The following is a 22685-nucleotide window of genomic DNA, read 5'->3' on the forward strand; positions in this document are numbered from 1 at the left end:
CTATTTTGATATAAAATCAAAATTAAATTCTTCCTGAATGATTTTTTTAACAATTCTCTTGACTTCTTTGATATCTAAATTTTTGTTGTAATCAATCATATTTGCCATAAGACAATTCTCTATTCCGCAGGGAACAATTTTATTGAAATTTTCTAATTCGCAGTCAAAATTGATTGAAAATCCATTTATCGTAATCCATCTTTTACACCCAATTCCAATAGAAGCAATTTTCTTATTTCCTATCCAAACACCAGTAAAACCTTTTCTAGAGTGACAATCTATATTAAAAGTTCTAAGAATTCTTAAAATTATTTCTTCAATTTTTCTTAAATACCAATTTAAATCTTTATTAAAATTTTTCAAATCTAAAACCAAGTAAATCACTAATTGTCCTGGCATATGACAAGTAACCTCACCACCTCTATCAATCTTAAAAACATCATATTTATTATCATTAAGAGAAAATAATAGATTATCGTAGTTAGATCCTCTACCCAACGTATAACAGAGTTCATGCTCCCCTATCCAAATAAAATTAGCTTTAGAGTTATCTAAAATCAATGACTCCTGATATTCTTTTTGTAATTTATAAACATCCTTGAAAAAAGAAATTTTATCAGGTTGTTTAATTATTGCTGTTCTATTAACCATATTTAAGTAGATTTAGAAAGTAAGTAAATATTTTTAGATTTGTTATGAAAATTTTAATCCATGGGAAAAATCTTGAGCTCACTGGAGCATTAAAGGAATATACTGAGGCAAAGATAGAAAAAGCAACACATCACTATAAGGATATCGTTAAAGAAGCCGAAATACACCTTTCAATAGAAAAGAATCCAAGAGTCTCGTTTCAAACTGCAGAAGTTACAATTTTTGCAAATGGTACTGTAATTAGAGCTGAAGAAAAAACTGAGAATCTATATTCAAGCATTGATTTGGTTTCAAATAAACTTTGTAGAAAATTACGTAAATACAAAGAAAGAAACAATAAAACAATTCATAAAAATCAATTTAAAAATAAAGAGTATTTCCAAATTGAAAATACTGAATCAAGATTTTCAGATAAAGCTTTACTTAAAGAAGGAATGGAAGCAAGTCTGCCTGAGCCATCTATAAAAAATAAATACTTTGAAATGACTCCAATTTCATTAGAAGAAGCAAGAAAACAATTAGATCTAATTGATCATGATTTTTATGTTTTTCGAAACAAAAAAAATAATGAACTTCAAGTTATATATAAGAGGAATCATGGGGGTTATGGACTGATTCAATCTAAATAACTTTTAAATGCCCAATATTGAATATGAATTAAACGAGAAAATTCATGCAATTATTATTAACCCCTATCTAACCTGGGAAGATTTCTGTGCGAATTGCGATTTAATAAAAAAATATAATATCAAGAATATTTCAACTTCACTGAATTTTTTAGCTAATTTTAAAAATCGTTTGAGTAATTACAGCGCAAACATAAACGCACTCATTTCTTATCCTTTAGCAGATTTACCAGTCTCATTTATTGAAGAATTAGTTTGTTTTGCAAAAGATAATGGTGCAAATGGCATTGAATATATCCCAAACTTTATCAATTTATCCAAAAGAAATTTAGAAACTTTCGCTGCTGAAATTGAGCAAGTTAAGTTATCTGGATTACCAGTTTCAATAATCATAAATAAATCAAAACTTCAAGAAGAAGTTTTGTATAATGCGATAGAAATATCTTTGGAATTAGGAATAAAAAATTTTCAATTCGGAGACGGGTTTGGGCCACCAATAACATCCAATGATGTCGCCGAAATACTAAAAATAACAGGCTCCCAAAATCAAATCAAAGTTGTAGGTGGTATAAAAAAACTGACACAAGTTATTGATTTGTTTGATAATGGAATTAGTTGCGTGGGAACTTCTAATTTTTGTGAGATTTTTCAAGAAGTAAAAGTTATTTAAATGACTGGTTCTGGTGAGTGCAGACTAGAGGGTCTGTGTATTAAAGCTTCTCCATTAGGCGAGAATGATAGATTAATAACTATTCTCACCGATGAACAAGGGATTGTTCGATTAGCGGTACCTGGTGCTAGGCGTCCAAAAAGTAGTCTTGCCGCAGCTACTCCATTAACATATTTAAATCTGCAGATTTTTGGCAAAAGAAATCTTAAATCTGTTCGTCAAATTAAAATATTAAAAAGCTATTCTAGTCTGGGGAAAAATATTGAATGCCTTGCAGCAGCCCAAGCAATAACTGAATTAACATTTTTATTAGTGGGTAATAATGACAAGCAACACAACTATTTATCTTGTGTTCTTGCACATCTTGACAGGATTTATTTATATGAAGAATCTAAAGAAGAGGATATTAAAATGCTCTCAATGAGTATTCAATCTTTAATCCATCTATTAGCCATCGGGGGCATTAATTTACCAATTCATCATTGTTGTAAAACGGGAGAACCTATTAATCCGCCTTTAGGAAATTGGGAATGGAGTTGTTATTATTTGCCAAGTGAAGGTTTCTCATCCAGAGAAGATCCTCAAAGTTATCTAAAAATAAATGCGTCTGAAGTTGCACTATTACAGAGACTTCTTTTCCCCGAATTACCAATAAAATCTAATGGACAACTATTAGGGCCTAAAAAAGTTTGGCTTAAAATATTAATTATTATTGAAACTTGGATAGCTGCTCAACTAGAAAAAGATCTATCTTCACTAAAAATGCTTAGAGAAATATATAGTTAGCTTTTTCATGAACCATTAATAAATTTTAAAATTATGATCTTGGGGACTCTGACTGTTAACTTAATAAATAGTTAATTCAATTAATGTGGTTCATATTGCCTGGTTAGGTAAAAAATCCCCTTTTTGTGGAAATGTAACTTATGGTAATTCAACTACTGAGGAATTAAAGGCTAGAGGGCATAAAATTAGTTTTATTCATTTCGACAATCCCTCTAGTTCAAATTCATCAAAACCATTATTTCTGGCAAATGATCCTGATGTAAGTCTCCCATATTTAATTAAGTCCCAGGTTTATACAATACCCTCCCCACGAGCAGAAAAAGAGCTAAGGCTATCATTGGAAAGATTAAAACCTGATATAGTTCATGCAAGTCTAACTTTATCTCCTTTAGACTTTAGACTTCCAGAGCTTTGCAAGGAAATTAATGTTCCACTTATAGGAACATTTCACCCACCATTTGATGCAAAAAATAGAAATTTAACTGCGAGCACTCAACAATTAACGTATCAACTATATGCTCCCTCTTTATCAAAGTTCGATAAAATAATTATATTTTCTGAGCCTCAAAAAAATGTTCTCAAGAAATTAGGAGTACCTAAAGAAAAACAAATAATTATTCCAAACGGCGTTGATGAAAATATTTGGAAACCTTTTGGCGAAAAAAATAAAAAATATGATCAGGTAAAAAATAAACTTGGCAATGAAAGAATCTTTTTATATATGGGAAGGATTGCCAATGAGAAAAATATCGAAGCACTTTTACGTTCTTGGCGCCAAACAAAACACAATAATTGCAAATTACTTATTGTTGGTGATGGTCCAATGAAGCCAACACTTGAAAATAGTTTTTCAAACCTAAGTAAAGATACATTAATTTGGTGGGGTGCCGAATTAGATTTAGAAACTAGGGTAGCGATAATGCAAATAGCAGAAGTATTTTTCTTACCAAGCTTAGTAGAGGGTTTGTCATTATCACTTTTAGAGGCGATGTCTACTGGCACTGCATGTGTAGCAACTGATGCCGGCGCTGATGGTGAAGTATTAGATAAAGGCGCAGGAATAGTAATTTCAACTGAAAATGTGGCTGCACAACTAAAAACTATAATCCCGATTCTGGTAGAACACCCCTCATTTACAAAAGATCTCGGCAAAAAAGCTAGAGAAAGAGTTATTGAAAGATATACAATTACTAAAAATATAAATTATCTGGAGAAAGTTTATAAAAGCTTAAAAGAGAATTTAAAAACTAATTAAACTCTTTACTTCGATTTCTAGCTGAAACTATAGATTCAATTAATGCTGATCTTACACTCTTTTTTTCTAAAACCCTTAAAGCAGAAATAGTTGTTCCACCAGGTGAGGTTACTAAATTTTTAAGCTCAGAAGTAGTAAGTTTTTTTTCTTTAATTAAACTTATAGTCCCTAGTATCATCTCCATTACAAGTTCTTCTGAAAGTATTTTTGGTAATCCTCCACTTAATCCTCCATCACTTAATGATTCAATAATTAAAGCAATAATCGCAGGGCCTGAAGAAGTTAAAGCTAAAAATATATCAAGATAATCTTCAGTAAAATCGTAAATCTTACTAGTACTTTCAAATAAATTTTTTGTAAATTTTTCCTGATCTTTTGAAATTTTTTCACCCCAAGCAATTCCTGTTAAACCCTTTCCAACAGTTATAGGAATATTAGTAACAACCCTCACACATTTATGGTTAGGAAATTTTTGAGTAAGTTTATTTATTGAAACTCCTGCAAGAATTGATACTAATAAATTGTCCTTGTTTTTTATATTGTCGCCTTCAATTATATTTTGAAGATGTTGAGGTTTTACCGAAAGAAGTTTAAATTGACAATCCCAAATTTTTTTTGAATCAATAGAACCTGATTTATAGACTTCTATGTTATGTTTATAATTTTTTTTTATATTTTCTAAACTTTTTTCTGAATTTACAACACAATGAACCTTATCTGGCTGAATTAATTTTTTATCTAATAAAGGAGTAACAATAGCTTTTGCAATATTTCCAAAACCAATAATCGCAATTTCTTCAGTCACAGATTAATCATGAATGAGCAGTTAATCTAGAATCACCCCATGCTGGTTCAGGAGCAGTATTTTTTCCAAAACTATATTTTGGTTTATTTTCTGTAGGCACATTAGAAGGAGAAGCCTCTTCAGGGGAAGAACTAGTTACATTTACGCAACTTGGAGCAAATAGAAAAATACTTTCACCCACTCTTTCTTGATGTCCATCTATTGCATATGTCCCTCCAGCAATAAAATCAACCGCTCTTTGAGCCTGATCAGGATCCATCATGGTTAAATTAAGAATTACTGTTTTTCTTTCTCTTAATGCTTGTATTGCTTGAGGCATCTCATCAAAACTTCTTGGTTCCATTAAGCTTACCTCTGAGGTTGAATTAGAAATACCTGGCATCCCAACCACTTTTGATGATCTATTGTTATTCATAAAATCGAATGGATTTGAATTTGCAAGGGTATTTGAATTTCTTTGATTTTGCTTAAAATCATTAATATCATTAAGTTCATCCTCTGATGCATAATCCAAATCATCAAAATCATCATCGAGATACTCATCACCTGCAACAACTGCCTTTAATCTAGAAATAAGTGACACCTTTTAAATCCTCTTAAAAATTGATTACTAAGGTATAAGAACCTTAAGTAATAGATTCATTTTTTAAATGAATAAACTACCTATACTTAGATAACGTTAGTTGAAGTTTACTGCAAGTTTATAGATAAGATTTTTACAAAAAAATTACTAATCAGGATCTATCTCCAAAAATTAATGATCCTAATCTTAACCATGTTGATCCTGCTTCAATAGCTTCCTCCCAATCCCCCGACATTCCCATTGAACAATCTTGAAGTTGAATTGAATCAGCTAGGGAACGGCATTTTTTAAACAATTCTAAATTTTCTTTGGATCTAAGCCCTTTAGGATTAATCGTCATCAAACCAGTTAATCTGATATTTTTTAGTTCTTGAATTTCACTCCATTTCTTTATTAAAAGTTCAGGATTAAAACCTCCTTTAGTTGGATCATCACTCAACTTAACCTGCAACATTATGAATGGATTCTTCTTCTCTTCACCTGAAATATTAGAAATCTTTTGCAACTTCTCAAATGAATCTACCGAATGTATATAGTTGAAATTTTGGACGATCTTTCTTATTTTATTACTTTGTATTCGTCCAATAAAGTGCCATTTTATTTGTTTAAGGTCTTTAAGGATAAATTGCTTCTCGTAAGCCTCTTGAAACTTACTCTCTCCAAAATCATTTTGACCTATTCTTTGAATAGTCTTTATTTCTTGACTTTTAAATCCTTTACTTACAGCTAGTATGTTTACATTTGGTGGGATTTTATTTTTTATTTTTAAATAATTTGAAGGGTTCACCTTTTATAAGAAAGTTTGTGTGAATAGATTCTCCCATTTAAGTAGATCTTCAGATACTGTTCTTCTAGCTCTTTGAAGGTTCAATTCAGCCTGATTACGAGCATCTAAATAAGGTATGACTTCAAAAAAAACTTCTCTTTGTCTAATTTCTACTAAAAAAAACATTTTTTGGGCATATAGTGTCGCATAAATATCTCTCCCATCATTTCCAGGAGAGACTTGATACAACATTCCAAATGTTGGATGGTTTAAATAACGCTCGGAACTCAAACTAAAATAATGTATTATTTATAATGCACCATACAGTTTTCTAAGAAAAATTGCTATGAGAATAAAACATATGGTTAATGTATTAACAATTACATTGAGAAATTTTGAAGGATAAGAAGTTCTAAATCTATTGGTTTTAATAATAATTTTTTTCTTAGAGAGCAAAGACTCTGCACCTTGATCAATTCTCAAGAATATATTTTGAAATAACCTTTCCACTAAAATTAATATGAGATTAAAGGATTTCTTAAATCCTAAATTTCGAAAATTTATTGCTCTAACTGAAACTGACTTAATTATATTTTGAAATTCTTCCTGCACTAAAGGAATAAAACGTAATGCAATTAATAATTGAAAAAGCCACTTACTTATTGGTAATCCTATTTTTCTTAATGGATAAAGAAACCAACTTAATCCCCATACAATGTCTTCTTGTAAAGTAGTTAAAAGCATCAAATTAACACTATGAATAACAGTAAATATCAAAGTTGAGGTTTTTATCCCTAATTCAAAGGCTTTTCTTGAGAAATTATAAGGGCCAAAATCTATAAAAAACACCCTCTGCGAAGGGATTTGCAGAATATCCCAATTTTTATAGCTTTCCAACACTACTTCTAATTCGTTGGGATTTCTTAAAGAGCTATCAATAGATTGAATATCAAAAGAAGCAAGTATTGATATAAACCCAATGAATAATGATAAGCAAGATAGCAAACACAATGATCGCCACCATACTCTAGATGGCAATAAACTTAAAAAAGTAATTAATAGTAAACAACCCACTAAACTCAATCTCCATATAGGACCTGCCCAAATTGGAGTAATTAGAAATATCATTATTACAATTATTTTTAATCTACTATCTATAATTCTTAGCCAACTTCTATTGCCGTAAACATATTGACCAACTGAAAATCTAGTGAGTATATTCATCAATCTTTTTGAATTAGCTCAATATTTTCCTTTTCTACTTCTTTATTTAATGCTCTTTGTTGCTTCCCTCTCCAAAGTAAAATTAGGGGTGTACCTTCAAAGCCTAAATTTAATCTGATTTGTTTTTCAATATATCTTCTATATGTTATTCCAAATAATTTAGGGTCGTTTACAAAAAGAGTAAAGGTAGGAGGCTGATTCTTTACTTGTGTGCCGTAATAAAGTCTACCTTGCTTTCCGCTTCTTTTAGTTGGAGGACTCTTCCAACTAATTGCCTCTGTCAGCACTTCATTAACCACAGATGTTGTAACTCTTCTTCTATGTTGATTAACAGCATTAAGAGCGTGTTCAAAAATATTCTCAACTCTTTGTCCAGTTAGGGCCGATATAAAAATCATTTTTGACCAGTGTAAAAAATAAAGTTTAGATCTAAGTTCTTTTTCTACTTGATAAATTGTTGAACTATTTTTTTCTACAAGATCCCATTTATTAACAACAATTATACAAGCTCTCCCTTGTTCTTCTATTCGCCCTGCCAACTTCTGATCTTGATCAGTTACTCCATCTATAGCATCTATAACTAAAACACAAACATCACTTCTATCAATAGATTTAAAAGCCCTATTAATCCCAAAGAATTCAGTCCCATATTTAACATTTTTCTTTCTTCTAATACCTGCAGTATCAACAATTTTCCATTGATTATCCCCTTTTTTTATAAGAGTATCTATTGAATCAGTTGTCGTTCCACTAATATCACTAACTATTGCTCTTTTTTCTCCAGAGATTGAATTTAACAAACTAGATTTACCAACGTTTGGCCTGCCAATAATTGACATCATTATCTTTTCTTCTTCAACCTGAATATTATTTTCAGGAAGTTCGCCAATAACGAGATCTAAAAGATCCCCAGTGCCTGAACCATGAATAGCGGAAACTGGGTAAGGTTCTCCCAATCCCAATTTCCAGAACTCTGAAGCCAAAGAGATTCCAAGAGTAGTTGATTCACATTTATTAACAGCAACAATTGTTTTAGAGCTTGAGTTTCTTAACCATTTTGCTATTGATAAATCACCATCAGTAACACCTTGGTTTCCATCTACCACAAGTAAGGCGAGTGAAGCCTCTTCTAAAGCCAAGAAAACTTGAGTTCTTATCTCAGGTAGAAATTCACTATCATCATCAAAAACTAAACCTCCAGTATCAACTATTTGAAATTCTCTGCCTCCCCATGACGCATTTTGATAAGTTCTATCTCTCGTAACACCAGGTTTATCAAAAACAATTGCATCATTACTTTGGCAAAGACGATTGACCAAGGTTGATTTCCCTACGTTAGGTCTTCCTATAATTGCTATTGTAGGGAGAATCAATTCTTCTCTCCAAAGAAATTAGTTTCCATTACAACTATACCTTTAATATAACCATTTACCTTACTCAAAAAATTTATTTGATTTCTGGATCACCTAAATGTCCTTTTGCTGGATTAACAGAAGGAGAAGAAACTGCAGGAAGCTTATCTTCTTTAATAGAAAAAGAATTTGACTCAATAGACCAATAAATTAACCAATTTACGGCGGTTGCTCTTCTAGTCCTTCTTGGATAAAGTTCGTTAATTTTATAACCTTTAAAATTAAGAAAATTTTTCAATCCCTTTTTATGCTCCTTTGGAATTGATCGGGTCAAATGTACTGATGCTATTCGCTCTGAAATGATTTTAGGAGCTTTTACGAATTTTTCTGACCAAAAAGAAGGAGTTAATTCACTAAAAATCCAATCATTCGTATTTTTTTCTCTAGTGTAAAAAAGTCTTTCCCAGACTAATTCACAAACAAAAACATCACTAACTTTATCCTCGAGAACGAGCAATAATAGTTTCTTACATATTGGCCATGTAAATTTTTTTCTTATGAAATTTTCCTTTTTACTCATTAATCAAACCTTATCAAAATCAAAGAGAAATACGGCATGAAGTCCTTTGTATATTGAGGTGCATATTGAATAATTTGATTAGGCATACCAACACTTAAAGCAATAAGTGATTTATTAATAATATCCTCTTTTTTTAAGATTTCTCTTACTAAATTCCATCTTTTCCCAACTTTCATAATTGCTAAAACAGTTTTTTTACCTTTACTTTCCCTTATAAGGGATGTTAATTCTGAATTTGAAGAAGGGCATTCTTTGATTATCAAGGTCTCTCCTTTTTTAACTAAATCAAAATCATTCAAGGCTGCCGCTGCTGAAAGAGAAGAAATACCAGGTATAGTTTTGGTCATGATTTCGGGATAAGTATTTTTTATTATTCTCAAAATATTTGAAGAGCTTGCAAATAGCGAAGTATCTCCAAGACAAAGTAAAACCACTGATTCACCATTTTGTATAAATTTCACAATTTTCTCTACAGCATTAGACCATATTTCATCAGGATCAAAATCCCTCCTAGCCATTGGGAAAATAATAGATATATTTTTTTTAAATTTGGTATATTTTTTGACTATTTCTGCGGCAAAACTCTTTTTATTATAATCTGAAACTGGGAAAACTATAACTTTTGCTTTTTTGATTGCATCTACAGCCGCAATTGTTAAAAGCGATGGATCTCCTGGGCCAACACCAACGATAGTAAATGATGGAGAATCAATTTTATAACCTGAAAATGCTGTTAAAAAATTTTTCATTAACATTATTAATTTGATTATTTCTAACTATGGACTCTTGGCATAAAAAAAGTCTCAGCGAGTATTTTTGACTCAATGTCAGACAATTCCTCTAACCTTTTGAAAGTTTGATTTTTAGAAAATTTAGTTTGCGCAAGCTTCCAATAAATTCCAAAATGTCTTGCCTCACTCTCAAGCAAAGACTCATAAAGCACTTGAAAAGATTCGTCTTTAGAATTCAGAGCAAGCAATCCTAATCTTTCATGACTTCTTGCTTCAATCAGCCCTGCAATCAAGAAACTATCAAGCATTCTATTAGGCTCTTCTTTTCTTATTTTCTTAGCCAATTCAGAACCATATGGAGGAGGTTTTAAAGCCTTGAGAGAATAGCCAAGATCCTTCAAAAAATAGAGTATTTTTTCAAAATGTTCTAATTCCTCTCGTGCGATTGGACTTAAAACTTCTGCTAAATTTGGTTCAGAAGGATATCTAAACATTAATTGAACAGCTACACCTGCAGCTTTTCGCTCGCAGTGAGCATGGTCAATAAGAATCTCTATTGGATTAGATAAAGCGAGTTTGATCCACTCATCTGAGGTCGATGAGGATAAATATTTTATTTGAGAAGAAGGCCTTTTAAAATCAACTAGCATTTAATCTTTACTTCTTAAATATTCAATTATTCCATCAAGAGCCAAAGAATAACTGGATATCCCGAATCCACTAATTATCCCTATAGCTTTATCAGTTAGAAAAGATTCTTTACGAAAATCTTCTCTACTAAAAATATTTGAAATATGTAATTCTACAAATGGAATTTTTGATCCAATTAAAGCATCTCGAATAGAAATGGAGGTATGAGTAAAAGCGCCAGCATTAATAAGAATACCTTGAATTTTGTTAACAGAATCATGAATTTTATCAACTATTTCTCCTTCGTGATTACTTTGAAAACATTTAAGATTAATACTTTTATCTTTGGCAACTTTAATTAAATCTTTTTCAATATCATTCAACGTTTTATTACCATATATTTCGGGTTCTCTAGTTCCCAATAGATTTAAATTTGGTCCATTTATTAATAATATATTCATCAGTAATAAAATCTTTTCTACATAAATGCTATCTAGAAAGAAACAAAAAAACCAAAACATTTTCACACAAAGTGACCATTAACTGATAAGTTCAAAGAGTGGGGGTCGGTGCCCGAGTGGTTAAAGGGGGCGGACTGTAAATCCGCTGGCTCTGCCTACGTTGGTTCAAATCCAACCCGGCCCACTTTAAAATTGCCCTTGTAGCTCAGCGGTAGAGCACTCCCTTGGTAAGGGAGAGGTCTCGGGTTCAAGTCCCGACGAGGGCACTCGAGGGATAGGCTGGTAAAACTGTGATCTCAGAGATCAGCATTTTGACTTAAATTCATATATATTTGATAAAGTTTGTCTTAAGTAATGCCACTATCGTCATACCGGATGCATAGAATTTATCTTGCAGCTACCATGAATTATGGTTTGGGTTCTGATGATCCAGAAGAGTTGGCCTACTACTACAAAATCAAGAAAGATATGGCTGACATGAAAAAAGACCCAGTTAAAAAAGGGATACCCCTAACTTGGGATACCCCAGAAAAAATAGATAAATGAACCTAAATACTTTCTTATTAATTGATGGAAGTCTGATGCTTATTGGATTACCTTTGCTGATGATCCTTAAAGGCAAAAAGAAGACTCCTCAATTCATCACTTAACTGCAAAAGTTACCCCCATAACGGCGGTGATATCTTTCTTAATTGTGGTCGTGTCATAAGAACCCCAGCTACTTACTCTTGTGGAATTTGGAACTGTGATCTGAAAAACACCTGTGTTAACTTTCTTAAGACCACCAACTTCAGATCCTGCCTGAAGGGCGATAGCCTCAGCTCTGATTCGTGCATCTTTTGCAGCCTTTGCGAGCATATCAACTCTTTTATCAGCAAGCTTTGAATAAGTGAATTCAGGAGAGCTTGGTCTCACTAAAACACCATCACCAAGAAGTTCAGTTATCTTGCTGTGGGTCTTCTGAATACGATGAACATCATTGCTCTGGATTTCAATACTCTGATATGTAATCCATTCAGTTCTTATGATTTCATTGGTCTTGGGATGCTTGGTTTCATATTCTTTGATGCTGGCCGGCCCAAGATAAACTTCCTGTTTGATACCATCTTCAATTCCATTCGCTTTAAGGAAATTCATAGTCTTTTTCATTGACTCCTTATGCTTGTTAAATGAGTCGATCTGAGTCTTTCCCGTAGCCCTTACCTGAACGGACCATTTTGCAATATCACTCTCAAAACTTTCAGTACTTGCACCTGTAACAGTGATGGAATTCTCAACCATCCTAAACCCTCTCACAAGTACCGTGGAGGCACCTATAAATCCGCCGAGAGATAAGACGGCCATAGCGAAAACAAGTGGCGGGGTGCGGCGTATAACACTCAGAGAATCGCCTGGCAGCGACCTGAGTCTATTAATAATTTTCATTGTCTATCAGTATGTGTGTAGGAGCTTTGTAACAGCTGAACCGAAAGAAAAAATATAAAACCCCTGACTTTTATTCCTTCAGTTCTATCTGGCCATTAAAGGAAACATCTTATGTTGATGTGCCAATTTTAGAGTCGGTTACTAATATTGCCATATGAAATAAAAGTCTGCAAGAAGTATTTTTGTATTACATATTGGCTAAATAATATTTATAGAAATAATTTAACTTCGCAAACTTTTTTAAACTAAATAATTAACTATAAATAAAAATCAATCTTTGAGAATCAAAACAGAAATTAACCGTGTATTTTAGAAAATTGATTGTTAATGTAGATAAGATTTTTCAGACGTTAAAAATTTAATCAATAATTAAAACAAAAGTGAGTAGTATAAAATTTTTATATTTAACAATTCTATTTTTTTCCTCTAGAATCAAATTTTAATTCAGGGCTTTAATTCTTAACGAAAAATCATGAACTTACCATTAGAAAAACAGACCGTTTTAGTAACAGGTGCAGGCAGAGGATTGGGTTCCGAGATTGTAAGATCATTTCATAGAGAGGGTGCAAAAGTAATTATCAACTATAGAAATTCATATGAAAGTGCAAAACATTTATCTGATTCATTAGGAGAGAATGCACTTTTAGTAAAAGGAGATATCAGAGAAAAAGATCAAGTCTCTAAAATGCACGAAGAATTGTTATGTCAAAATATCAGAGTAGACACGATAATTCACAACGCCATAAATGATTTTATTTTCAATGGTGATCAAAGAAAAAAAATAGACACTATTGAGTGGCAAGATTTCCAAAACCAGATTGAAACTACTCAAAAAGGATTTCTAAATTTGCTTAATATTTTTACACCAAATATGAAAAAGAATTCTTTTGGAAGAGTTATATCTATTGGCACTAATTTATTTCAAAATCCAGTGATTCCCTACCATGATTACACCGCAGCCAAAGGCGGATTATTATCACTTACAAGAACTGCAGCAATAGATCTAGGGCAATTTAACATAACGGTAAATATGGTATCAGGAGGCTTATTGAAGGTAACTGATGCAAGCAAAGGGACTCCCGATAGTGTTTTTGAATATATTTCCAGTATCACACCCTTAAGAAAAGTTACCACGACAGAGGACTTTTCGGATGCTGTATTATTTTTTGCCTCCCCTTGGTCAAGGGCAGTTACTGGTCAAAATTTACTTGTTGATGGTGGATTGGTTCTAAATTAATTTCCTTGAAAAGCTGGAGTTAAAATGCCTCCACCAAAATCATCATCATCATCATCATCATCATCATCATCATCATTATTATCCTCTGAGAAAATTAATTGCCCAACTTGTAATCCAAAATATAAACTGAAAATCCATATAAAAACATCTCCTCCTGAAAGTCCCATAATCCATCTAAGGAATAATCCAATTATTAAACCAATTCCTACTAGAGTAATTTCCAATGTCTTAAATATTTCCAATAAACTAATTAATAATAATTAAAAAAGAGGTGTCAAAGATAGCAAAAAGATGTTCTATTTAGCTATTGTTTTTTGAGCAGTTTTTCAAACTTTATTTCTCTCATGAAAAGAAATTATTTAAAGAAGTTCTTACCTTTTAAATAAATTTCTTCCTTTCCAAGTCCATCCATTTCCTGTATAGGTTTTATAAATAGAAAGAAGACTAATATAAAATACAATTATCCCTCCTATGCCATTTAAATACCAATATCTTGAGGGGATTTCGTACTTCGCTTTTAACCAAATTCTTTTAAAAAGATAAGTGCATAAAGCCAGAAAAGAAATTAGAGTTGTGCATAAAATTTTTAACGAAAAATTATTTAATAAAAGAATTAAAGAGATAAAAAATAATAACCAAGGAACACTAAAATTTAAAAATACAAATATTGATCCTGAAATTGATCTAAAGAGATCTTTCTCTAAACCTAAAAACCAGTTTTTACTCCATCCCTCAATTAGGGAATTTAAATCCTGATACATATTTATTGAAATATCTTTAATAGCTATTAAAAAATTTAATTTTAAATTTCTATTTTTGATCTTTTTGGCCAGAGCTATATCTTCAACTACTTCATCAAAAGTACCTTCATGTCCGCCAATCAATTCATAGGATTCTCTCTTAAAAAGCATAAAGGGGCCAGCTGCAAATGATGTATTATTTCTACTATCGTTAGTATCAGAGATGGGGAACCCTATCATTAATAAGCTAGTAATAATAGGTTGTACCATCCACTCTGCCAAGCAATTGCAATTAACTTTTGGAGCTAGAGATAATAAATCAATATTATCTTCGCGTGCTTTAAATAGAGCATTATGAATACAATTTTTTCCTATGATTACATCTGCATCAATAAAAAGTATCCATTCAGAATTTATCTTCTTAGAACCTACATAACAAGGCCAATTTTTACCAACCCAGTTTTTATATTCAGGTCTTTTCCCTGATGAAATGATTTCCAATTCTTTTGAATTTTTAAATATTTCTTCTTTTAAGTTTTTTGCTTCTAAAAAAGTTTTGTCACTACTTAAATCGTCTACTACTAATATTTTAAAATTGACGCTGGGTCTTTTAATTTTACTTAATGATTTTAAGCACTTGACTATATTTAATTCCTCATTATAGGCAGGGATAATTATTGTAAGACTTGTTTCTATAGGTTTTTCAGAATTAATATTTTCCAGAAAAGGAGCATTAATGAAGATGTATCTCTCAATAATGAAGGTGCCTAAAGCTAATATTAAAGTTAATATTGAAAGCAATAGTAAAAAAAACATATTTTTATATCAAATTTCTGAGTAAATATAAATCAAATTTTTAATTATTTACTTTTTATTTTTTAAAGGATCAAATCTAATATCAAAAGAAACTACAATTCCAATACTTATAAGCAATAAACCAATAGCGATTTGAGGAAAAGGTAAAATCATAATAAAATTATTTAAATCACCCTATCTAAAAAATTTGGGGATTGATTAAAGATTACCTAATATTAACTTTAAAAAAAACTTTAAAAATCTAAAATGGCAAATACTCAAAATGATATTGATATTTATTATGCATTAGGAAATACCAATAATCAAAGACAAGAAAATGAAATAGCTGCAATAATAAAAATAAGAAATTTAGCAGGTTGGAATTTAATTTCTACAAGCACAGCAGTTGTAGATACTAAAAATAAATTTTCAAACCTTTATCTTTTTTGGGAAAAGGATATCTAGTTTTTTTATATTCAAAAAATGTTTCAATCAAAATATTTTTCTGCTAATCATTTAAGCGAGAGTATATTTTTTATAGACACTAATAAAAAAGATTAATAATCCAATAATTATTCTTGGTGGTTTTCTGATTACCAAAGAAGCTTATGATGAAGCTAAAAATATAATTGAAAATGTTTTCAAAAGGAAAGTATATGTTGTAGATGTCACTAGAAAAGATTGGTTTAAAAGCAATTCTGAAAAAGGCTGGGTAGATATTTTAAATAAAGTTAGAGATACAGTTAATCTTGCACTGAAAGAAAATAAATCTAGAAAAATAGATTTTATTGGTCATAGTTCCGGTGGAGTAATGTTGAGACTTTATCTCTCTGATGAACCTTTTAATAATGAGATATTTAATGGTAAATCTCATACCAAAAATTTAATTACATTAGGTAGCCCGCATCAGGCAATAAAAGCAACTGCATTAAGAAAATTTGTAGATGAAAAATATCCTGGAAATTTTTTTAATAATATAAATTACGTTTCTATTGGAGGTGAAATTGAAATAAAATCTAAACTAACATCACTAATAACTAAAATTATTGCGAGAGGATCATATAAATCAATTTCTGGAGATAACAATGCTAAAGGGGACGGACTAGTTCCTTTATCATCATCTCTTTTAGAGGGATCGCAGAAAATAATTCTTACTGAAACAGTACATGGGGGTATTTTTGGAAAAAACTGGTATTGCACATCTTCAAAAGTAAGAGAATGGTGGAAACAAATACATTGGAAATAGAGCAATTTTACTTTTTGTATTAATTTTTGACTTATTATTCAACTAAAAGCATTTTTTGTAAATATATTATTCAAATATAGATTGATTTTTGTGGTTGCAGCTTTATCAGGAAACTGGGGAATTTTATTAATTTTACTTTTAAGATTTACAAGCATCGTTATTCCTATCTTACCTGGAACTTATTGCTTATTAATTTCTGGATATCTTTTTGGATTAGTAAATGGATTACTTCTAAGTTTTATTGCAGATTTAGTGGCGTGCTCAATTAGTTTTTCATTATCAAGAAAATTTGGGAGGAAAATACTTCAAAAAATTATGTCGAAAAAATATTTAGATAAATTTGAAAATCTATCCAAAAAATATCTTGAGAAAAACTTATTTCTTTTAACTGGTTTTTTAATGACGGGTTGGTTTGATTTTGTAAGTTATGGAGTTGGGCTGACTAAATTAAGGTTTAGAAAATTTCTTTTAGCTTTAATTGTTAGTGCTCTTCTTTCAGATTTACCATTTGTTGCCACTGGAAATGGATTTAGAGAATTACAAAATCAGAATTTCAATATTAAAAAAATTATTGATGGAGAAGTCCCATCTCTTCAACAAAAATATTTAATTGTATTTATCGTAAGCGTGATATTGATATTCGGTTTGGGAATTATCAGAAATCTAATTGAAAGGAAGTATCTTAAATCAACACATGAAGCTGAAAATTTTGATTAGTGATAGCACTCTGATTAAATTCACTATTTTTAAAAGACTTTATTCACCCTTTGATAAAAAGTAATTTAAAAAAATCCCGCCTGCAACTAATAAACCTCCAACCACGATAAAAACAAGTAAATCTAAAATTGATTTATCGGTATTTACTTTTAAAAAAGTTAAAGCAAAGGCTATTGAAGGAAATAATAATATTATTTTAGGAATTATTGATTCATACCATTTTTTTAAAACAATATCCTCTTCTTCGTTTAATTTTTGATAAATCCTTTCAAGATTATCTTTTTGTTCTTCCATTAATTTAATTTTTCTGATCTTTTGCTGTTTGTATGAATTCTAACTTTCTTGCAAGTCTATGAAGACATGACCAAGTTGCTGTTTTTCTTTGAGCAGAAATTATTACTTTTTGTTTATTTTTTGGCGTTAAGTTATGCATTTTAAGAAGTTTTCCCAGTAATTTTGAATTAGCATAGTTGCATGTATTCATTATATTAATTTTTAATTTTTGAAATCAAATTTCTTCCAAGCCCTTTAATCTCTATTAATTCACTATAAGGTGCATTTATAACTTGGTCTTTTGTAAGGTACCCTGATTCCCATAATATTGAGGCAACTTTAGTACTTATACCATTTAGTTCACACAAAATATTTCTAAAGAAAGAATCAGGAAAACTTTTCTCTAAAACTAACTTTTTATAAATATCTTTATAACCATCTGATTTAATACTAAGTTCATAATTAATCTTAAATAATTTTTCTTCTATAGAAAAATTGGATTCAACAATTCTTCTAAAATCAATTAAAAAACTTTTAAATTCATCTTCTAATTTTGATTTGGGTGGGATTCTTCCAATATCAGTAGGTCTTGCATAAATCATACTCTGAGAAATATTTGTTAATTCTTCAAATTCCTCTTCATGGCCGTGCCTCCTGACCCAGTATCCAAAATTCCCAGAAGGATCTCCATCTTCTCCAAGATTGTTTGGTTCACCTATTAACAGTGGTTTAACTGATGTATCTTTTGTTATAAAACCGTCATTTTCAATACAAATTCTTGGAGTTGTCAATGATAAATAACAGGTATATTCCCAACCTGTTGTTACAGAATCGGCCCATAGATCATTTGAATTCACAAGCGAATCTTCAGAAATAATTTCTTCTCTTCTTTTCCAATTTTTGAAAAACGAATCAAATAATTTCATTTCTCTTAGAAAAAAAATAATATGATTTAAGAATTGCTAAAAAGGTTCTTTAGTTTTTTTAACAAAGAAATTGTTTCTTCTTTTTGATCCTTCTTTTTATTTTCAGCATTTTTTTTATACCAACTACCATATTGAGATTGTTTATAATCTTGACTGCTTTTTTCTAAATTATTTTCTTTGGTCATAGTTTTTTAAAAAGAATAAATTTAAAGAATAAATTTGAAGAAAATTTAATTGATGAAAATATAAAAATAAACATAATTAAATATAATTTTACATTTTCAAAGATCATTGATGGAGGAAAACTGAAAGATTTCAATAAAAATTAGTATTCATGATTAAAAATAATCTTTATTTGGTATAACATGTACCGTTTGTTTGTTTTTCAGCTGCTATTCATTGGATATGAGTTATTTTGCAGAACCTAACCATATTGAATATGATTCATGGTTCGATGAGAATATTGAACCTCTAGACTTGTGGATTATTTAAATGAAAAGGAATTTAGCGATTCTATGCATAAAAAGTTTTATCAAATTTCAAAAAGAAATTTAATTATTGGCTATCCTGAAAATTTGAAATAAATTTTAAAAAAATACAATTTCTTAGAAAATGAAAATCTATGCAGAATAGGTTCCATCGCTTTCTCTTTTAGCCTTAGCTAGTAATATCTCATCGACTACCTTTTCAATCATATAAGCACTTTTTTTAGCATAGCATGTCTTTTTTTTAATCTCCTCAAAATCACTTATTAGAGCATCAATATGTTCACAACAATCACATTTAATATCAATTTTCTTACCTCTATAAACATCTAGAGCTCTAGTAAAAATCCATTGTTGAACTCCAATACTTTCCAAACTATCAAAATTTGACCATTCATAAAAATCTCTATTAAGGATATCTTTTAATACCTCTACTTAATTCACATAAGATAAGTAAGCATCTTTCCTTGGTTTATCTTTTATCCCAATTACTTTGGTAGTAGTTAAATTCATTTCAGATAAAGGAAGAATTAATCCTTACAATACCTAATGGTAAATTAAGTTTTCTAAAAAATTAAGCGCAAATAACTGATAAGTCTACAAAATTCTTATCTTCATCTGCTAGTTCAGTAATAATTCTATTGAGCCATTCAGATGTGCTTTCACAATAGCCCACTTTTAGGATAGTCTTTTGTTTTAATTTTTCTTCTTTATTCATTGATAGAAGTATTTTTATATAAATTAGTCTTTTAATTAATCTTTGTGAATAAGTCTTAATTACTATCCATTTTAAAAAGTTAAATTTAATACACATATAAAAAATACTAGTAAACTAATAAAATAAAATCCATACAAATTGGAATAGAAAAAAATTTACTATTTAACCTAAGAACAAAATCAAGATTTAGGAATTGATGAAAGCAAGTTTTAATAGCATTACAAATAAAATTAGCAAATTAAGCAAAGGAGAAAGTAAGTATTTGTTGCTAAATCATCTCAAATGGTTAGATGGATAATGGAAGAAAGAAGAAATCTTATTTTTTAAAAGCCCTATATGAATTAGTGGTTCAAATATACTTCTAAAAATTATTAATGATGACCTAGAGGTCCAGGGCCAGAGCCTATCTTGTAAGAATTTTCCAAAGATTTTTCAACAAATAGTTTTGCTTGTCGGATGGAATCAAGCAACTCAAAGCCTAATGCTTTGTAACCACAAATAGCTGCACTTAAAGTACAACCACTACCATGAGTATTTTTTGTATTTATAACATTATTTACCAACCACTCTTTTCTACCATCTAAATCAAGAAAAAAATCTTTCCCTTTCATATCTTTCAAACCACCGCCCTTTATCAGTACCGCTTTAGCTCCCATCCCAATAATATTTATTGCGGCATTTTCTATATCTTCTTTACTCTTGATTTCTAAACCTGTAAGTAGATTTGATTCAAAAATATTAGGAGTAACCAAATCCGCAATTGGAAGTAAGAGTTTTTTATAAGCATTAATTGCAGAATCTTCCAGTAATTTAGAACCGGTTCTAGTAACCATTACAGGATCAATAATTTTGCTTATTTTATATGTATTCAACTTTAATGCTGCATCATTAATTATCCTTTCATTAAATAACATTCCAGTTTTTAAAGCATCAATATCAAAATCAGAAAATAAAGTATCTAACTGACTTAATAAAGTATTATTCTCTACTGCTTCAACGCAATTTACTGCAATACTATTTTGTGCGGTTATACATGTAATAACAGAGCATCCATGAACCTTTAAAGCCATAAAAGTTCTAAGATCAGCCTGAATTCCTGCTCCACCACCTGAGTCACTACCTCCTATTGAAAGTGCAATTCTTGAATACATAATTCTATTAACTTAGCATTCTTAGTACTATAAAATAATTTTAAATTAAGATTAGAAATCTGAATATGCATTAAAAAAATTCAACTCTAATTCCATTGCTCTTTTGTATAAATATTCTGCCTGGTTAATATTATATGATTCTTGGTTAGTATTAATAAGATTTTCAAGTGAATTTACTAAATTTTCAAAGCTCTTCTCTGAATATGTAATAATCCATTCTTTATATTTATTATCAAAATCCTCTTCATATAAACTTTTTCCTATCCAAGAATAAAGTCGCATACATGGAGTCATTGCAAACATTATTTCAATAGAACTATGCCTCTTTGAAGTATCATCAAGAAAATCTGTATAATTTTTAGTAGCTGTTTTTATATAGTTATTAGATAAATCAATATCCCATTCTTTTGCATAAGTTTCATGAAGTATTAACTCCTCTGAGACACCCATTAGAAGTTCGCTTAAAGTCTTTATTGAATACTTATCTTTTGATTTAGAAACGGCTAGACCATATGCCTTAGCAAAAGTTTCTAAAAAAAAATAATCTTGAGCTAAATATTCTTTAAATATGTGTATGGGAAGATTGCCAGTTTTGAGCCCTTGAACAAATTTTGTATTTAAACTTAGCAAAGCAATCTCATAATTATCATTCCAAAGTTTCTCTGTAATTACCATCAATAATTCTAGATAGTTAGAAAAAATTCTATCATTTTTGAATTAAAGTAACTAAAAAATTTTTTTTAGATGAAATTAATCAAATTAAGTATCTTTTTTCATTGAAATTTCCATTTCACTTTGCAACAAAAGCTCTTTCGAATCGCAAAAAATTCTATCTGAAATTAAACCTTGGTCTCTTAGAATAGAAAGTCTTTTAATTCCAATATCAATTGGCATCCCTTTTTTTTTAACCATATTATTTTAATCCTGAGATTTTTTTGGGATCATTAAACAATACTTTTTTTAAACCTAAAATGTACAAACATACCCCAAAAAAACTTAAAATAAAATCAACATATAGATATTGAGTCATAAGTAATATTCTCTTTAATCATTTATAGCTTATGAAAAGAAATTATGCTGTAATTAATTAAACCTCGGAGCAGAAAATATCGACCAATAACAAAGTGAATTTGCACAAATAAATGTATAATTTTAAATACTTAAAAATATCAAATAGCTCAATTCAACAAAAAAGGATGATTCTAAATTTTCATTTAGTAACATTTTCTAAAAGGGTTATATTATTTTATACATCAAAAAGAGCCCAATTTTAGCTATATCTATCTATAAAAACTATGTGGTTTAAGATTAGACTTGCCATTTATGGAGCTACTTCTATAGCTGGATTAATATGGCCTTTTTATTTTGTTATTCAGTTTATTAACTTAGTAAGAAACGGAAACATTCAAGGTTCGGTGATAGATATAGGTAATGCCTTTTTTGATGATGCATGGATAACGCCTACATCAGGTTTCATATCTGCTGATACAGCTGTTCTTCTAATAGCTATTTTTGTTTTTTATGCTGCAGAAGGGAAAAGATTAAAATTACGTTTATGGGGTATCTACTTTCCTCTTACTTTCATAATTTCGCTTGCTTTTTCATTTGGTTCATTTATGGTTATGCGTGAACTTCAAATTAATAAAGAATTAAATGATACTGATTGAAAATTTTGTAGAAAGATTCCACAATTTGACTCTCCCTTCTCCAGAAAAGTGATTTAAATTGGAAGAAGGAGATGAGTTATAGATAAATAAATGGATTAAAAATGGCGAAATTAATCGAAAAATGAAAGATATATTTGAATTGATTGAAAAAAAATATTTATCAAATAAATAACAATTAGAGTAAA

33 protein-coding genes and 2 tRNA genes are annotated in these 22685 nt (G+C 30.0%); 12 read left to right on the top strand and 23 right to left on the bottom strand.

What is annotated here, in order from left to right; genetic code table 11:
- Nucleotides 1–651, bottom strand: coding sequence for a lipoyl(octanoyl) transferase LipB (gene lipB / locus EU92_RS03725; protein ID WP_032513987.1), 651 nt, complete (start codon nt 649–651; stop codon nt 1–3).
- A 44-nt stretch (nt 652–695) separates the two neighbouring features.
- On the opposite strand from lipB, the gene hpf reads away from it, so the two are divergent.
- The 4 genes from hpf (at nt 696) to EU92_RS03705 (ending at nt 3988) form a co-directional block, all read left to right on the top strand.
- A complete protein-coding gene (gene hpf / locus EU92_RS03720; protein ID WP_032513988.1) occupies nt 696–1280 on the top strand; it encodes a ribosome hibernation-promoting factor, HPF/YfiA family in 585 nt (194 codons plus the stop codon).
- Nucleotides 1281–1287: 7 nt separating this feature from the next.
- Nucleotides 1288–1947 carry a deoxyribose-phosphate aldolase gene (locus EU92_RS03715; protein WP_032513989.1) on the top strand — a complete coding sequence of 220 codons (660 nt, stop codon included), beginning with the start codon at nt 1288–1290 and terminating at the stop codon, nt 1945–1947.
- Nucleotides 1948–2733, top strand: coding sequence for a DNA repair protein RecO (gene recO, locus EU92_RS03710; protein WP_032513990.1), 786 nt, complete (start codon nt 1948–1950; stop codon nt 2731–2733).
- 85 nt (nt 2734–2818) lie between these two features.
- A complete protein-coding gene (locus EU92_RS03705; RefSeq protein WP_032513991.1) occupies nt 2819–3988 on the top strand; it encodes a glycosyltransferase family 4 protein in 1170 nt (389 codons plus the stop codon).
- On the opposite strand, the gene proC is transcribed toward EU92_RS03705, so the two are convergent.
- The 10 genes from proC to aroQ form a co-directional block, all read right to left on the bottom strand.
- Nucleotides 3981–4793, bottom strand: a complete 813-nt coding sequence (gene proC, locus EU92_RS03700; RefSeq protein ID WP_032513992.1) for a pyrroline-5-carboxylate reductase — start codon at nt 4791–4793, stop codon at nt 3981–3983. The two genes, EU92_RS03705 and proC, sit on opposite strands and share 8 nt — an antisense overlap.
- Nucleotides 4794–4800: 7 nt before the next feature.
- Nucleotides 4801–5376 carry a cell division protein SepF gene (locus EU92_RS03695; protein ID WP_032513993.1) on the bottom strand — a complete coding sequence of 192 codons (576 nt, stop codon included), beginning with the start codon at nt 5374–5376 and terminating at the stop codon, nt 4801–4803.
- Between the two features lie 151 nt (nt 5377–5527).
- Nucleotides 5528–6163, bottom strand: coding sequence for a YggS family pyridoxal phosphate-dependent enzyme (locus tag EU92_RS03690; protein WP_032513994.1), 636 nt, complete (start codon nt 6161–6163; stop codon nt 5528–5530).
- Nucleotides 6164–6166: 3 nt separating this feature from the next.
- Entirely contained in the window at nt 6167–6433 is a 267-nt protein-coding gene (locus EU92_RS03685) for a PII-interacting protein PipX family protein (RefSeq protein WP_032513995.1), read from the bottom strand.
- Between the two features lie 18 nt (nt 6434–6451).
- On the bottom strand, nt 6452–7366 hold the full coding sequence (locus EU92_RS03680) for an energy-coupling factor transporter transmembrane component T family protein (RefSeq protein WP_032513996.1): 915 nt from the start codon (nt 7364–7366) through the stop codon (nt 6452–6454).
- Nucleotides 7366–8739, bottom strand: a complete 1374-nt coding sequence (gene der, locus EU92_RS03675) for a ribosome biogenesis GTPase Der (RefSeq protein ID WP_032513998.1) — start codon at nt 8737–8739, stop codon at nt 7366–7368. The genes EU92_RS03680 and der overlap by 1 nt, the downstream gene beginning before the upstream one ends.
- Before the next feature lie 73 nt (nt 8740–8812).
- Nucleotides 8813–9298, bottom strand: coding sequence for a DUF1823 family protein (locus EU92_RS03670; protein ID WP_032513999.1), 486 nt, complete (start codon nt 9296–9298; stop codon nt 8813–8815).
- A complete protein-coding gene (gene cobI / locus EU92_RS03665; RefSeq protein WP_413350487.1) occupies nt 9298–10047 on the bottom strand; it encodes a precorrin-2 C(20)-methyltransferase in 750 nt (249 codons plus the stop codon). Before cobI ends, EU92_RS03670 begins: the two co-directional genes overlap by 1 nt.
- A gap of 23 nt (nt 10048–10070) precedes the next feature.
- A complete protein-coding gene (locus tag EU92_RS03660; protein WP_032514001.1) occupies nt 10071–10679 on the bottom strand; it encodes a tRNA-(ms[2]io[6]A)-hydroxylase in 609 nt (202 codons plus the stop codon).
- On the bottom strand, nt 10680–11120 hold the full coding sequence (gene aroQ / locus EU92_RS03655; RefSeq protein WP_032514002.1) for a type II 3-dehydroquinate dehydratase: 441 nt from the start codon (nt 11118–11120) through the stop codon (nt 10680–10682).
- 102 nt (nt 11121–11222) lie between these two features.
- On the opposite strand from aroQ, the gene EU92_RS03650 reads away from it, so the two are divergent.
- The 3 genes from EU92_RS03650 (at nt 11223) to EU92_RS0109060 (ending at nt 11666) form a co-directional block, all read left to right on the top strand.
- A tRNA-Tyr gene (locus EU92_RS03650) sits at nt 11223–11304 on the top strand.
- A gap of 10 nt (nt 11305–11314) precedes the next feature.
- Nucleotides 11315–11386: transfer RNA gene (locus tag EU92_RS03645), tRNA-Thr, on the top strand.
- Nucleotides 11387–11474: 88 nt separating this feature from the next.
- Nucleotides 11475–11666: a hypothetical protein gene (locus tag EU92_RS0109060; RefSeq protein WP_032514003.1), complete on the top strand. Its 192-nt coding sequence runs from the start codon at nt 11475–11477 to the stop codon at nt 11664–11666.
- Between the two features lie 96 nt (nt 11667–11762).
- Here the strand turns inward: EU92_RS0109060 and EU92_RS03640 are convergent, their stop codons facing one another.
- A complete protein-coding gene (locus tag EU92_RS03640; protein ID WP_032514004.1) occupies nt 11763–12545 on the bottom strand; it encodes an SIMPL domain-containing protein in 783 nt (260 codons plus the stop codon).
- A gap of 472 nt (nt 12546–13017) precedes the next feature.
- Between EU92_RS03640 and EU92_RS03635 the strand changes: the two genes are divergently transcribed.
- On the top strand, nt 13018–13782 hold the full coding sequence (locus tag EU92_RS03635) for a 3-oxoacyl-ACP reductase (protein WP_032523359.1): 765 nt from the start codon (nt 13018–13020) through the stop codon (nt 13780–13782).
- Here EU92_RS03635 and EU92_RS03630 read toward each other — a convergent pair.
- Together EU92_RS03630 and EU92_RS03625 are read right to left on the bottom strand one after the other, a co-directional pair.
- Nucleotides 13779–14006 (bottom strand): hypothetical protein, encoded by a 228-nt coding sequence (locus EU92_RS03630; RefSeq protein ID WP_032523572.1) that lies wholly within the window; start codon nt 14004–14006, stop codon nt 13779–13781. The two genes, EU92_RS03635 and EU92_RS03630, sit on opposite strands and share 4 nt — an antisense overlap.
- 147 nt (nt 14007–14153) lie before the next feature.
- Nucleotides 14154–15338 (bottom strand): glycosyltransferase, encoded by a 1185-nt coding sequence (locus EU92_RS03625; RefSeq protein WP_032523573.1) that lies wholly within the window; start codon nt 15336–15338, stop codon nt 14154–14156.
- Between the two features lie 246 nt (nt 15339–15584).
- Between EU92_RS03625 and EU92_RS03620 the strand changes: the two genes are divergently transcribed.
- From EU92_RS03620 to EU92_RS03615, 3 genes are all read left to right on the top strand, one after another.
- The gene (locus EU92_RS03620; RefSeq protein ID WP_032514008.1) at nt 15585–15782 is read left to right on the top strand and encodes a hypothetical protein; all 198 of its coding nucleotides are present in this window, start codon (nt 15585–15587) and stop codon (nt 15780–15782) included.
- Nucleotides 15783–15891: 109 nt separating this feature from the next.
- A complete protein-coding gene (locus EU92_RS0109065; RefSeq protein ID WP_275040526.1) occupies nt 15892–16563 on the top strand; it encodes an esterase/lipase family protein in 672 nt (223 codons plus the stop codon).
- 90 nt (nt 16564–16653) lie between these two features.
- Nucleotides 16654–17280 carry a TVP38/TMEM64 family protein gene (locus EU92_RS03615; RefSeq protein WP_032514010.1) on the top strand — a complete coding sequence of 209 codons (627 nt, stop codon included), beginning with the start codon at nt 16654–16656 and terminating at the stop codon, nt 17278–17280.
- Nucleotides 17281–17319: 39 nt separating this feature from the next.
- On the opposite strand, the gene EU92_RS03610 is transcribed toward EU92_RS03615, so the two are convergent.
- The 9 genes from EU92_RS03610 to EU92_RS09925 all read right to left on the bottom strand — a co-directional run bounded on the left by EU92_RS03610 (nt 17320) and on the right by EU92_RS09925 (nt 21745).
- Complete coding sequence (locus EU92_RS03610; protein WP_032514011.1) at nt 17320–17574, bottom strand: hypothetical protein; 255 nt, start codon at nt 17572–17574, stop codon at nt 17320–17322.
- 4 nt (nt 17575–17578) lie between these two features.
- The gene (locus tag EU92_RS03605; protein ID WP_032514012.1) at nt 17579–17764 is read right to left on the bottom strand and encodes a hypothetical protein; all 186 of its coding nucleotides are present in this window, start codon (nt 17762–17764) and stop codon (nt 17579–17581) included.
- A 4-nt stretch (nt 17765–17768) separates the two neighbouring features.
- Nucleotides 17769–18479 (bottom strand): helix-hairpin-helix domain-containing protein, encoded by a 711-nt coding sequence (locus tag EU92_RS03600; RefSeq protein ID WP_032514013.1) that lies wholly within the window; start codon nt 18477–18479, stop codon nt 17769–17771.
- 26 nt (nt 18480–18505) lie between these two features.
- On the bottom strand, nt 18506–18664 hold the full coding sequence (locus EU92_RS09915; RefSeq protein WP_193741749.1) for a hypothetical protein: 159 nt from the start codon (nt 18662–18664) through the stop codon (nt 18506–18508).
- Between the two features lie 435 nt (nt 18665–19099).
- Complete coding sequence (locus EU92_RS10365) at nt 19100–19339, bottom strand: hypothetical protein (protein WP_342665551.1); 240 nt, start codon at nt 19337–19339, stop codon at nt 19100–19102.
- Nucleotides 19340–19538: 199 nt separating this feature from the next.
- Entirely contained in the window at nt 19539–19682 is a 144-nt protein-coding gene (locus tag EU92_RS09920; RefSeq protein ID WP_193741750.1) for a hypothetical protein, read from the bottom strand.
- A 371-nt stretch (nt 19683–20053) separates the two neighbouring features.
- The gene (gene thiD / locus EU92_RS03595) at nt 20054–20833 is read right to left on the bottom strand and encodes a bifunctional hydroxymethylpyrimidine kinase/phosphomethylpyrimidine kinase (protein ID WP_032514015.1); all 780 of its coding nucleotides are present in this window, start codon (nt 20831–20833) and stop codon (nt 20054–20056) included.
- 51 nt (nt 20834–20884) lie between these two features.
- Complete coding sequence (locus EU92_RS03590) at nt 20885–21508, bottom strand: TenA family protein (RefSeq protein WP_032514016.1); 624 nt, start codon at nt 21506–21508, stop codon at nt 20885–20887.
- Between the two features lie 84 nt (nt 21509–21592).
- A complete protein-coding gene (locus EU92_RS09925; protein ID WP_193741751.1) occupies nt 21593–21745 on the bottom strand; it encodes a hypothetical protein in 153 nt (50 codons plus the stop codon).
- A gap of 383 nt (nt 21746–22128) precedes the next feature.
- On the opposite strand from EU92_RS09925, the gene EU92_RS03585 reads away from it, so the two are divergent.
- Complete coding sequence (locus tag EU92_RS03585) at nt 22129–22500, top strand: DUF2834 domain-containing protein (protein ID WP_032514017.1); 372 nt, start codon at nt 22129–22131, stop codon at nt 22498–22500.
- Nucleotides 22501–22685: the final 185 nt, after the last annotated feature.

Source organism: Prochlorococcus marinus str. MIT 9107, assembly GCF_000759855.1.
In the GTDB taxonomy this organism is placed as follows: domain Bacteria; phylum Cyanobacteriota; class Cyanobacteriia; order PCC-6307; family Cyanobiaceae; genus Prochlorococcus_A; species Prochlorococcus_A marinus_N.